Source organism: Plebeiibacterium marinum (genome assembly GCF_026013615.1).
Classification (GTDB): domain Bacteria; phylum Bacteroidota; class Bacteroidia; order Bacteroidales; family Marinilabiliaceae; genus Saccharicrinis; species Saccharicrinis marinus_A.
On record NZ_JAPDPI010000010.1, the window covers coordinates 31542 to 46106 of the forward strand.

Genomic DNA, 14565 nt, shown 5'->3' on the forward strand with positions numbered 1-14565 from the left:
AATGCTTTTAATTCAGTATTTCAAAATTAACTAAATATCATATAATAAATTTGCAGCAAGGTGGACATTTTATTCATATAGGTGGATTTTTAAATAATAGCATGCCAACAAGTCGTTACACCTCCCTGTAATAAATGTATAAAAGTGTTTAACACTCACCTTAACCCAAGGCCTGAACCACTCCTGCACAAACCATTCAAAACAGCCTTTTAGTATATAAATATTAACACCTTACAGGTTTACAAATCCATCCTCCTCATAAAAGTTATCGTCCACCTCTCCATGGAAAACACATCCTACATTTGTTAAATAGTTTTAATAAATGTATTCAGATCATATTACAATTAAGGATTTAAAATACAACAAGATGAAAAAGAAAATAATGTATTTAGCTCTGTGTATTGTTGTTATCTCAATAAAACTTCATGCACAAAGCATTATCGTTCACGACCCTGTCATGATCCAGGAAACCGATACCTACTACCTGTTTTGTACTGGCCCGGGAATCAGCGCCTGGACTTCGTCTGATATGAAAAACTGGAAGCAAAACGCCCCGGTATTTGAAGAATCTCCTGTATGGGCAAAAGAAACAGTTGCTGAATTTAACGGCCATATCTGGGCTCCGGATATTGCTTATTATAACAACCAATATTACTTGTATTATTCCATCTCCTCATTTGGAAAAAACAATTCATGTATTGGACTGGCCACCAACAAAACACTCAACCCAGAGGATCCTGAATTCAAATGGGTAGACCATGGGATTGTAATTCAATCTTTTCCCGGCGAAACCTATTGGAATGCCATTGATCCCAACTTAATTATATCAGAAGACGGCACTCCTTATTTAAGTTATGGCTCATTTTGGGGTGGTTTAAAAATGGTTCAGCTCACTAAAGATGCCCAAAAAGTAGTTGGCGATAAAGATGATATACTAACTATTGCTTCCCGCAACACCAAAGAAAATGCTATTGAAGCACCATTCATATTCAAGAAAGACAATTATTATTACCTTTTTGCTTCCATCGATTTTTGCTGCAGGGGAAAAGACAGCACTTACAAAATGATTGTGGGACGCTCCAACAAAATCCAAGGCCCATTTCTGGATAAGAACGGGATAGACCTGGCCAACGGTGGCGGATCAATCCTTTTAAAAGGAAATGAAAAGTGGCATGGTGTAGGACATAATTCTGCCTACACATTTAACAATACCGACTATCTGGTATTTCACGGATACGATGCCAATGACCAGGGAAAACCTAAACTGATCATCAAGCAAATACAATGGGACGACAATGGATGGCCTGTAGTTAATAATGACTAACAGGACAAAAATCGCTTTGTATTGCAGATATAATTAAAAGTCCACCCCAAAAAGATTATTGTGAACTCTTTATCTGACAAAGCAACATAAATTTGTTTTAACATTTCAAAACACTTTTATCGCTGAATTGAAATATTTCTTAAAATTCTAAAATTATACATAAATGAAAAGGGGATCTTAAAATTCGAAGCTTCGAACACTTTTAAAAGTAAAAATTATAAACATATGAAATTACATAATGATTAATTGTTAACAAAGACTATGAAAATGAAAATAACAAACAAATTGATGAAGTGGGCTTTGTGCATAGCATTTTTGGCAGCACTTGGCCTGGTTGGGTGTGAAAAAACGGATATTTATTCGATTGATTCACCTGCTGACCTGCAGAGCAAGATTGACTCAATTGCAACTGCAAAAGCAAATATAGATACCGGTGATACTACGTATATTGATATTGCAACTGCGATAGTAGGCCCGGAAGACAACAGTGCTGGCTGGTGGTCAGCATTCTCTGATTACTTCACCATACCTACAAACAAACTATTGCATTTAGAGTTTGTGAACCACAATGGTGGCAGCGCAAACAACTGGAACAACTGGAACCTTGCTATTACCAACGAAGTTGCAGACCGTGATGGTGAGGGCTATAAGGAATACTTTGTTCTACGCTCTGATGCATTCGGCTGGGGAGGCGGTATGGGAGACGAGGGCTATGTATATGATGGCAATATGATCTCTCAAAACTATCCAGACACCGATGGTGATGGTGATATCTGGAACGATTTCCGCACTACCATGGATGGTGCTACCGTTACCCTGGATATTGACCACTCAGCTACGGGAAATGTATATGTAACTGCAACTGCAGTAGGCACAAATGGTACTGAGCTTGTTCAAACATACCAACAGCCAGTTTCTGCAACAGCTGATATTGTGGCATTTTTAATTTGTGATGCCAGTTATTTTGAAATGCAAAATGCATACCTTATACCTTCAAAGGTTACAGTGGTAGAAGACGTTGATCCGGTTTCAATCACCATAGAAAACAGCCCTTCCTTTGTAGAAATTGGCGACGAGGATTTTTGGGGTGATGCAATTGCTACGGTAACTTTTGCAGATGGTTCTTCAGAGCAGGTTGATACTGCTGATATTGCATTTAGCGTAATTCCTGACATGACCACACTTGGAGAAAAAACTGTTATTGTAGCCTATAACAAAACTAAGCAAGGAGAATTCTGCGAAGCTGTAACAACCCTTTATACACTAGAGGTAACAAATTCAGTTTCTAGTCTGGAAGTTACTACCTTGCCTTTAATCAGCACTTACTATTTCTTCAGTGCCGATCCTATTTTATTCAACCCTACAGGTATTGAGGTAACAGCTACATATTCCGACGGAACAACCGGGGTATTGGAAACAGAGTCGCTTCAGTTTGGCAGTATTACTGCTGCTGCAGGTTCGCAAACGGCTGAGGTCTCATACACAGGTGCCACAAGTACCGTAACCACAACTTGTCCGCTAACCCTTGTACAAGGAGTAAGCCAGGTTGGTGCTAATGATTTCTCAACACCTTGGGCAACGTACTCTGAAGAATATCCTGTGGCATCCGGTTCGAGCACAACAATTTCAATGTACTGCTACTCCGATAATGCTGCAAACTGGCACACACCATGTTTGGTAGTTGGTAATGCAGGCAATATGAATGTTGACGTAGCTGCTGCCGATGGCGCTGATGCAGTTGTTCGTATGGATAGCTGGGGATGGGGCGATGGATACGCCACTGCAACAGCAACTTCCGACTGGAATTGGGAAGCATTTGCATCAAACATAAGTGGTTCTCAAATAGTCATCACTGTTACAAACAATGGCGACAATACGGCTAATATTCGTTACGATGTTACTTACGCTACCGGTGAAACACATTTCCAACTATATGAAGGAGTAACGGTAGACAGTGCTGATTTGAGTTGTGCACTCGCAATAGAGGGAGCTTACGTTGTAATCGTTGAATAATCACTAAAATAACAATATTAAATTATGAAATATATATATTTAATCCTGTTGGGGCTACTGGTTTTTTCACCAGTAACATTTGCTGAAGGCAACGGTAACACCGACCTGATGTCAACAATCCAGGCAGACAACATAACAGTACATGGTAAAATTGTTGACGAATTTGGAGAACCGCTTACGGGCGCAACTGTAATTCAAAAAGGTTCAACCAATGGTATCATCACCGATATTGATGGTAATTTCTCTCTTACAGTTCCTTCAAATGCTACACTTGTTGTAACATTTATCGGATTCAAAAACCTTGAAATAAACGTAGAAGGAAAAATTGACCTTGGCAGCATCACACTGACATCAGATACTCAAGAAATTGACCAGGTGGTGGTAATAGGCTACGGTACTCAGCGAAAAGTGGACCTTACGGGTTCTGTTGCCGTTGTTGATACTGAAGAAATGCAGAAAGTATCCAACTCAAACATTTCAACCATGCTTCAAGGTAGGGCATCGGGAGTTCAGATTACTACCGATGGGCAACCCGGGGCTGATCCTACAGTACGTATCCGCGGTATCGGTTCTTTCGGTAACACTGCACCTTTATATGTAGTGGATGGAGTACCAATGGGAACTACCATTCGTGACTTCTCACCAAATGATATTGAGACTCTTCAGGTACTAAAAGATGCTTCTGCAGCTGCCATATACGGAGCCCGTGCTGCCAATGGTGTAGTTATCATCACCACAAAACAAGGTAAGAAAAACCAGCCAATGAAGATCAACTACAGGGGTTATATGGGTTTTGACCAGGTGGAAGAAGGCGTATATGATGTAATGGATTCATACCAATATTCTGAATACCTTTCAATGCTTTATAATAATAGTGATTTGGATTTACCTTCTGGTTACGATCCTACAAGTCCCAACTATATTGACCCTAACGATCCTGAAAAATGGGTCAATACCAACTGGTACGATGAAGCTTTTAAAACTGGAGTTCGCCATAATCACAACATCAACTTCTCAGGAGGTGGTGAAAACAACACTTACAACGTAGCTCTTGACTACTATAGTCAAAAAGGAACCATGGAAGGTGCCGGTCCAAACTTTGACCGTTACACTGCACGTATTAACAATACAATGGATGTTAAGTTTATCAAATTTAAAACAAGCATTGTATATAGCCACAGCGATCAGGACAACATGGCATTGAGTAATGCAAATGAGTATGTACAAGGTTTATATGGACAACAATTCCCGGTAATGGCTTCTGTACTGCTTTTACCTCCTACTATCAGGGCTTACGATGAATCAACCTGGGTACTTGACGATAAATTGGCTGCTGCTTCTGAATACCAATATGACTCATACGGTTATGGTACTTATTATACCGACGTTCATGGTGATTTGCGTGTAACCAACGTTTTACTTACCAACAACCTGCTGGAAAGAAACACTACAGTTGACCGTATTGTTGGTTCCGGATCTGCAAATGTTGACCTTTTTGATATGGTGGGCCGCAAAAGCAAGAACCATAAGTTAAATTACAATCTTAACCTGGCATATAGCAAAACCATTGCCAAGGACTTTACTTTTGTTCCTGCTTTTATTCAGAGTACAGCAAACTACCTGACAAAAAGCAACGAAACCCTGTCGCAAGCTTATCGCAGCTACAGCAACTCGCTAATTGAAAACACGCTTACTTACGATGGTAAGTTTGGACGAAATAGTGTAAATGTGCTTGTTGGTCACACTTTTGAACGCAACCGTGAACACAGGCTTGACGGATCAGGCGTGAACATGCCGGAACCATACTACCTTCAAGTAGGTAATGCTGCCGACAGAGATGCATCTTCAGCAGAATATGAGGGTAGTTTAGAGTCTTTTATTGGTCGTGTAAACTACAATTTTGATGATAAATACCTTCTTTCAGCAACCGTACGTCGTGACGGAGCGAGCCGCTTATCTTCAGAAGACCGTTGGGATATTTTCCCTTCTGTTTCGGCAGGATGGCGTATCGAACGCGAAAACTTTTTCCCGGTAGACGCTTCTATTATTAACCTTCTTAAACTTCGTGCAAGTTACGGAGAGCTAGGTTCTATTCAGGGATTAGGTTACTACGACTATATGGGAATTATGCAGAGAGGTGACTATACCTATAGCTTTGGGAACAACAAAGTTACCGGTTCTGCAGTATCAAACTATGTGAACGAATATATTAGATGGGAAAAGAAGAAAACCATCGATATTGGTCTTGACCTGGCGATGTTCAATAATCAGTTAGAATTCAACTTTGACTATTATGAGGCAACTTCTGAAGATCTTCATTATGGTGTTCCTGTTCCTCTTGTGGCTGGAGCTACCAACGCCGATGTTAGAATGAATGCGGCTACCATGATAAACAAAGGTCTTGAGTTTTTGGTTTCTTATCGTAATCATAACCGTGCTATCAAATATGATATTTCGGCTAACTTATCAACTATTAAAAATGAGGTTACCAAGTTAGGTGTATTAAACACTCCCCGTGTTGATGGATATTGCCGTACTGAAGTAGGAAGCGAAGTGGGTCAGTTTTATGGCTACGTTTACGAAGGCATTTTCCAATCGCAAGAACAAATTGACAACCGCGTAAACTCCGAAGGTGAATATGTAACCCAGTTTGGAGCACAACCGGGCGATGTAGCCTACGCCGACATTAACAACGATGGTGAGATTACTAACGAAGACCAGACTATTTTAGGAAGCGGTTTGCCAGATTTTACTTATGGACTAAATGCTCGTGCTGAGTGGAACGGTTTTGACATAAGTGTGGCAACAACCGGAGCTGCAGGCTTTAAAGCAGTAGATTTTGTAGATCTTACATTGCACAGTTCATACGGAGCACTTAACAAAAGTGTTGATCTATTAGATGCCTGGAGACCGGACAACCCAAACTCCAATGTACCTCGCGTACAGTATAAGTCAACCGGCTCAATCACTAATGATATGTTCAGCCAGCGTTTTATTCAAAATGCATCATATCTTAAAATTGCTAACGTTGAATTGGGATATAACTTCCCTGACAAATGGTTTGCTGGCTATGTTAACAATGTACGTTTGTATGTATCAGGTCAAAATTTATATACCTTCTCAAAATACAAAGGCTACAACGTAGACTTTGCCGGAGGTACTTTGACCCCGGGTTACAACTATGCTTCGTACCCAACACCACGAACCATCATGTTCGGAGCTCACTTCTCATTCTAATAGTTTAATAATAAATAGGATATCAACATGAAAAGTATATATAAAATTTTAACAATACTGGTACTGGTTGGAGGCTTAACAGCCTGCAACGACCAGCTTGATGTCGTTGACCCAAACAGTCAAACCACATACGATTTCGGGGATTCTGAATCAGAGCTTCAAGAGGCGATTATTGCGTGTTACAACCGTATCCGACTTGAAGGTACTTTTGCACGTGTGGGTTATACAATGGATGCTGTTCGCGGCGATGAAGTATGGAACTCTTCGCAACAATGGTATATTACATACGATAACCTTAACTCACCGGGTACCATCGGTATTGGTGACGAGTGGATTTATCGCGACTGCTACCATGTAGTAAACCGTACCAACTTTGTATTGTCAAAAGTGGATGGTGTACAGATGTCTGAAGATTCATATAATGAGATAGCCGGACAGGCTTTATTCCTAAGAGCATTGGCATACCACCAGTTGGCTACTTATTACCAGACAGTACCTTTGGTTACTGACTATGCAACCTATGGTAGTCTTAACACCCTGTATGCTTCAAACAATACTCAAGACGAGATTTTTGATCAGGTTGAGCTTGACCTTACTGCAGCAATGAACATGTTGCCGTCGCGTGATGAAGGTGGAGAATGGGCAAAAGGACGTGCCACATGTGGATCTGCTGCAGGATATTTAGCCCGTGCATTAATGTTCCGCCATAAATTTAGCGAGGCATATACTGTATTGAAAGACATCATAGCAGGTAAATATGGTCAGTATGAACTTACAGCCGATTACGGTGACAACTTCAGAGAAGGTGCAGCCTACGAGAATAACAAAGAGAGCCTTTTTGAAGTACAGTTTATGGATTATGGAACAGGTGGTACCGATGACGAGTGGACTCCTGTAAATATTAGTTCAGAAGCCAGCCAGGGACAAGCAGTAGAAAGCAATTACGCATCTCACGAATTTGGTAGCTGGGCCGACCTTGCAGGTTCACCATGGTTATATAACCTTTTCAAAAAAGAGAACTGTACAGACGGTCGTCTTGATCCACGCCTATACTGGACTTTAGTGACTTACGAAGACGAGTACAATACCTATACTGACTTAAAAACAGCAGCGTATCCTAACGGAGACCCTCGTAGTAATACTGTTTATCAAACAGAGATAACTGAAACCCCAACATCAAACGGGGATAACGGAGGTATCTCAATTGCAAAATGGACCAATGCAAGAAACAACATCTACAGTTCTATTACTGTTGGACTACGTTGTGGTGTAAACTTACGCCTAATGCGTTATAGCGATGTACTGCTTCGAGCTGCAGAATGTGAAAATGAAATTAATGGCCCAACACAAACTGCTATAGATTACATCAATATTGTACGCAATCGTGTTGCTCTTGAAGACCTTCAACTTGAGGATTTTCCAACAGCAGATCACCTGTTTGAACAAATTGCCAATGTTGAACGCCCTAAAGAATTCGGCTGTGAAAACGGACGCGGAATCGACCTATTGCGTTGGGGATTCTTTTATGATGATGGCCGTCTTAACCAGTTGATTGAACATGCATATTACAAGCGTGACGGTACAGCCTCTACAGAAGAGCTTACTGAAGAAACTGCTGATGATTCATCGTTCAAGTACTACTACAAAGGGCATGAATATTTCCCAATATTTCAAAACACTCTTAATGCCAACCCTAATTTAGTGGGTAACTCGGCAAATAAGAATGAAGATAACGGGCCTGCTTTTAGAGAAAAATATTCAATCCACCCGGTTGTAGATTTAGATTAGGATAATTTGTATTAAATAAATGCTTCCTTATCGGCGTATATTATTATATATGCTGGTAAGGAAGTTTTTGACAAAAATTATATTAGATATGAAATTAAGGTACTTACTGATATTAACTATCAGCATAATGGCTCTATCGTTCGTGGGGTGTAACGACGATGATTTAAAACCTACAGGTATCACCACAAAAGATGATTCTGATGACGATACCAACACCAATACAGAGCATACAATCCCAACCTACAGCGACGACTATTCACCTATAGCATCATGGGCAGATCGCGGCGATTGGAACCTGGCCAATGTGCATGACCCAAGCGTGGTGTTCGATGGAACATACTATTATATGTACACCACCGACGCATCCTATGGAAACGCTCACGACGGGCATGGCCATTTTCTTTATAGAAGATCAAAAGACCTGGTTAACTGGGAATTCAGAGGCCTTGCCATGTCTGAAACTCCTGCATGGGTTAAAGATACCTTAAATAACCTGAGAGCCGATGTTGGTCTGGACCCTATTGCCAATCCATCCTATGGGCACTGGGCTCCGGTTGTACGTAAAGTCGGTAACAAATACAGGATGTATTATAGCATTGTTGTTGACAATTTTATTGGAAATGGACTATTTAATACTTTAGCCAATTTTGACAATACATGGTCAGAACATGCTTTTATCGGATTAATGGAAACCTCCGACCTGGCATCCAACCAATGGGAAGATAAAGGCATGGTGGTACATTCCGTTTCAGACAAAGGCACAGACTGGTCAAGAACATCTTACGATTCAGACTGGAACGGATATTTCTATTTTAATGCTATTGACCCAACATTTCAGGAAACACCAGAAGGGAAACAATATTTGATATATGGTTCATGGCATTCGGGCATTGCCTGTGTGGAACTGGACCCAACTACAGGAAAACCTTTTACATACAGCGGAGTTGCTGACAAAGGGCAACGCATAGCAACCCGGGTTAAAAGTGGATACTGGAGCCGTTGGCAGGGATCAGAAGGACCGGAAATCATGTATAATGAAGAAACGGGATATTACTACTTATTTTTGGCATATGATGGGTTAGATGTGCCATACAATACGCGTGTTTGTCGTGCCACAAATATTGAGGGACCATATTATGGTATTGATGGAGCCAATGTAACCGAAGGAGCTGACTGTTTTCCTGTGATTACACACCCATATAAGTTTAACGACCACACAGGCTGGGTGGGATTTGCCCACAATGCAGTTTTCCAGAACGAGGAAACAGGCGACTGGTTTTATGCCTCACAGGCACGCTTGCCCAAAGATGTTGCCGGAATTAATGTAAGTAATGCAATAATGATGGGGCACGTACGCAAAATACGCTGGACACAAGATGGCTGGCCTGTTGTTATGCCGGAACGTTATACAAACGCACCAGATGACCTAATTGAAGCAGAAGATTTGGTTGGTACATGGGAACATATTACATTAAATTATCAATATGCTGTTCAGCAAGAATCTGTTTCTTTAATATTGAATTCAAGCAACGAAGCATCCGGAGCATTAGCAGGCAACTGGTCATTTGACTCAGATAAGAACATATTAACTATCGGCTCAACCCAGTTATGCGTTGAACGCGAAGTAGACTGGGAAGCCAATCCTCGAAAAGTTACTTTAATATATTCTGGTTTATCAGATAGTGGCGTATCCCTATGGGGTAAAAAAACAAAATAAAGTAAATTTTATATCGTGCTGAAATACAACTGATGATGCAAAAAAGGAGTAAAAAAAAGTAAGAAACATAGCTTTATAGTACAAAATACTATTATTTTTACATTCATAATAAGTTTAATACACATACATAAAACTAATTGAAACAAAAACTTTTATGACAATGAAAAATCTATATTATTACATTTTCATCTGCTTTGTTGCATTCAGTTGTACTGCTCCCAGCTCAAATATCAAATTATTAAACAAGGAAGCTTTTGCCAAAGAAGTAGACGGTAAAAAAGTTGAGTTATTCACCTTAAAAAACACAAATGGCTTAGTTTCAGAAATCACCAACTATGGCGGACGCGTTGTATCGCTTTGGGTTCCTGGAAAAAACGGTGAATTTGCTGACGTAAGTATTGGTTATAATAAAATTGATGGATACCTGAACAATCCGGAAAGCTACTATGGAGCATTAATCGGGCGCTATGGAAACCGTATTTGTAAAGGTCAATTTGTTATTGATGGGGATACTTCTAAATTAATCATCAACAACGGAGAAAACTCTTTACACGGAGGTACCATTGGTTTTCACGATCGCGTATGGGATGCAAAGCCTGTAGGAGAAAACAAGCTTGAATTAACTTATACTTCTGTTGATGGAGAAGAAGGTTACCCTGGTAAATTAGACGTAAAAGTGGTTTATGAATTAACAGATGCCAACGAACTGAAAATAGAGTATTTTGCATCTACTGATAAGCCAACTCACGTAAACCTTACCAATCATACTTACTTCAACCTTGGAGGAGAAGCTTCCGGTACCATCAACAACCATGTTTTGATGCTTAACGCTGATGCATACACACCTGTTGATGCTGGTTTAATCCCAACAGGAGAGATTGCTTCAGTTGAAGGTACTCCATTCGATTTTAAAAAACCAACTGCTATTGGTGCCCGTGTTGATGAAGACAACGAACAGTTAAAGATGGGTGGTGGTTACGACCACAACTGGGTATTGAACCAGGCAAAAGAAGGCTTAACTTTAGCTGCTGTTTTAACTGAGCCGGTTTCAGGAAGAACTATGGAAGTTTTAACTAATGAACCAGGTATTCAGTTTTATGGTGGTAATTTTATAACTGGCGAGTACGAAGGCAAATATGGAAAAAAATTAAACTATCGCGAAGCACTTTGTTTAGAAACACAGCACTTCCCAGATAGTCCTAACCAACCAGAGTTTCCTTCAACTCTTTTAAATCCGGGAGAAGATTATTATTCTGTTTGTATTTATAAATTTAAGGCCGAATAATTTTTTTAATTATTGATAAGACACTAAAAAATGCACTTGAAACATTACATTCAAGTGCATTTTTTTTAGCTTTACCCTAACCTGAACAAACTACTACCTATCAGTTTTTATTACCTGTCCGGCTTTGCTGTTAATGTTGATCGTATAACACCAATTTAAAATGAAAATCTATCTACTTCCCGCATTATTACTGCTACACTTTAGTATTCTATCTCAAGTAACTCTTCAAACCAACATTACTGAACAAGGGAAAACTATAAGTCCTGATTTAATTGGAGTATTTTTTGAGGACATTAATTATGCTGCCGACGGAGGCCTTTATGCCGAACTTATACAAAACCGCTCATTTGAATACTACCTTGTAGAGGGCTATGTAGATCTGGAGCCACTACATGCATGGACCCTGGTGCAGGAAGGGGGAGCAGAGGCCTCAATGGTAATTGAAAATACAAACCCACTAAACAGCTCCAATACAAAATACCTGGCTCTGAACATTACCAACAAGGGAACAAGGGCCGGAATTAAAAACAGTGGTTTCGATGGCTTACCTGTCGCACTCGGTGAGTCCTATAAATACTCGGTATACCTGAGAAGTCAGACTGATTTTAACAACCCTGTAGTTGTGAAAATAAAGAGCTCTGTAGGGTTAGTTATTGGAACAGACACCATTAAAAACATTAGCAGCAACTGGGTAAAATATTCGGGAGAGATCACATGTACTAACACCTCCGATAAGGCCACTTTTTCAATCGAAACCGATGGTACAGGAACTATTTATATCGATATGGTATCCTTATTTCCCCAAAACACATATAAAAACAGGGAAAACGGTTTACGTAAAGATTTGGCAGAGGCCATTGCTGATCTGAAACCCCGGTTTCTAAGATTTCCGGGAGGGTGCATATCGCATGGCAGGGGTATTAGCAACGCCTACCGCTGGAAAGAAACCATAGGGGATGTGGCTGAACGGGCACCCAATTGGAACTTATGGGGATATCATCAAACATATGGTTTAGGGTTTTACGAATATTTTTTGTTCTGTGAAGATATTGATGCCATCCCCCTACCTGTAATTCCGGTAGGTGTATCCTGCCAATTCCGCAACCGGGAAATTGTCCCTATCTCTGAAATGGGTCCCTGGGTTGAAGATGCTTTAGATTTAGTTGAATTTGCCAATGGGGATATCTCAACAACATGGGGAAGTAAACGAGCCGAAATGGGGCATCCGGAGCCCTTTAACATGGAATATTTATGCCTGGGAAACGAAGAAGACGATATACCGGAATTCAGGGTTAGGTTTAAAATGATTGCTGACTCACTTAAAAAATATCATCCCGAAATCAAGATTATCGGCACATCAGGAACTTCTCATTCAGGAACCAATTACGATGGGCTATGGCAATTTAGTACACAGGAACAGTTAAGTGCCGTAGACGAGCATTTTTATGTTCAACCGGAGTGGTTACTGAACAACAACCACCGATATGATAATTTTGACAGAAATGGACCTAAAGTATTTGTGGGCGAGTATGCTTCCTGGGATGACCTGATGAAAAATGCTATTGCAGAAGCCTCTTTCCTGACAGGGATAGAGCGCAATGCAGATGTTGTTCAATTCACTTGCTATGCCCCTCTCCTATGTAACGAAAATCACCAGCAATGGCATCCCGACCTGATCAGGTTTAACCATTCAAACGTCATAAAAACAGCCAACTATTATATACAACAGCTTTTTAGTCATTATACCGGCGATATGTATTTTGAGAGTAATTTGACCTATGAAGAAAATAGCAATCCTTTAGAATCTACCTATTTTGGTAAGATTGGTGTTGCCACCTGGAATACCCAGGCTCAATTTGATGATGTTAAGGTGATAAATGGCGATGAAACATTAGTGGAGATGGATTTTTCATCCAGTGCTTCTAATTGGTCTGCACTTAGTGGTTCATTTTCTATTTCGAACGGCAGCTATGTTCAAAGCTCTGCTAATGAACCAGCATGGAGTATTTATTCGTTACCCATAGAAAGTAAATCATATACATATACCTTGCGGGCAAAAAAAACAAGCGGAGCCGAAGGGTTTCTGATTCCATTTGGATTTGCTGACTCAAATAATTATTACTGGCTTAATCTGGGAGGATGGAATAACACCAGGCATGCCGTTGAAAAAGCTGTTAATGGCAGTAAATCAACCTTAGTATCCGTAAATGGTTCGATAGAAACCGGAATTTGGAATGACATTAAAATAGAGATCAACAACAATGTAGCCAATATCTATTTAAATGATAGTTTCCTTTTCACCATTCCAAACCAGGAAGGTCCCATTTCATCATCAATAGTCAAAAACAGCTCATCCAAAGAAATCATAATAAAAGTAGTGAATTCTGGCAACCAGGATTATGATGTTTCCTTTGATATACAAGGAATAGATATACTGAATACTGGTACTATGATTTCCTTAACCGGAGAACCAGAACAACGTAATACCATTTCTGATCCATCGGCTATTGCACCTGTTGAAACCATAATTACTGCAGCAAACCAGATGATGCAAACTATATCAGCCAATTCCTTTAATGTTATCGTTCTTAATTATGATACAACGGCTTCCTATTCTGAGGGTATCCAGGATGGATATAAAGGAAGTGGCATTAGCGTATCTCCTAATCCGGCAGAAAATTCATGTTTCCTATACTTAAATAATATAAACAGCACAAAGGGAACCATCCGGATTTATACCTTATCGGGTATTATGATTTGGGAAAAAGAAAATACAAATCCCAAAGTTGCAGAAATAAACTGCAACCAGTTCAAACCAGGCACCTATCTTGTTCAGTATGAATCAAACGGGATTATTTATAGTACTAAATTGCTCTGCCTGTAACTATACAAACAAGGGGCAGTGCCTCCGTAGAGTAGCTATGGAGCTCGCGGATCGCCCCTTGAGAATACCAGGCTGTAAAGGGGAAATCCTTATCCCTGTTCCCTTCATATAAAACTGGTCGGTCAGTAATCATATTTTATACCAACATTGTAAAGTGCAGTAGCAATCTTTTAAAAAATATGGCTGATCTTATAAACTTTAAGTCCAATATTTTGGGTTAAAATGCTATTCTTATAATATATAAAGCCAATATTTTAAATTAAAATGACATTCTTATAGAAAATAATGCCAATATTATAAGTTATAATGACATCCTT

Annotated in this window: 7 protein-coding genes; all 7 read left to right on the forward strand. The window is 39.9% G+C overall.

Annotated features, from left to right (window positions below; translation table 11 throughout):
• Positions 1 to 367: 367 nt before the first annotated feature.
• Positions 368 to 1324, forward strand: coding sequence for a family 43 glycosylhydrolase (locus OM074_RS06815; protein ID WP_301198703.1), 957 nt, complete (start codon positions 368 to 370; stop codon positions 1322 to 1324).
• Between the two features lie 267 nt (positions 1325 to 1591).
• Positions 1592 to 3337, forward strand: a complete 1746-nt coding sequence (locus OM074_RS06820; RefSeq protein ID WP_301198704.1) for a hypothetical protein — start codon at positions 1592 to 1594, stop codon at positions 3335 to 3337.
• A 24-nt stretch (positions 3338 to 3361) separates the two neighbouring features.
• A complete protein-coding gene (locus OM074_RS06825) occupies positions 3362 to 6574 on the forward strand; it encodes a SusC/RagA family TonB-linked outer membrane protein (protein WP_301198705.1) in 3213 nt (1070 codons plus the stop codon).
• Positions 6575 to 6601: 27 nt separating this feature from the next.
• On the forward strand, positions 6602 to 8362 hold the full coding sequence (locus OM074_RS06830) for a RagB/SusD family nutrient uptake outer membrane protein (protein WP_301198706.1): 1761 nt from the start codon (positions 6602 to 6604) through the stop codon (positions 8360 to 8362).
• 127 nt (positions 8363 to 8489) lie between these two features.
• A complete protein-coding gene (locus OM074_RS06835; protein ID WP_301198707.1) occupies positions 8490 to 10079 on the forward strand; it encodes an arabinan endo-1,5-alpha-L-arabinosidase in 1590 nt (529 codons plus the stop codon).
• A gap of 160 nt (positions 10080 to 10239) precedes the next feature.
• Entirely contained in the window at positions 10240 to 11364 is a 1125-nt protein-coding gene (locus OM074_RS06840; protein WP_301198708.1) for an aldose epimerase family protein, read from the forward strand.
• A gap of 160 nt (positions 11365 to 11524) precedes the next feature.
• Positions 11525 to 14248 (forward strand): alpha-L-arabinofuranosidase family protein, encoded by a 2724-nt coding sequence (locus OM074_RS06845; protein WP_301198709.1) that lies wholly within the window; start codon positions 11525 to 11527, stop codon positions 14246 to 14248.
• Positions 14249 to 14565: the final 317 nt, after the last annotated feature.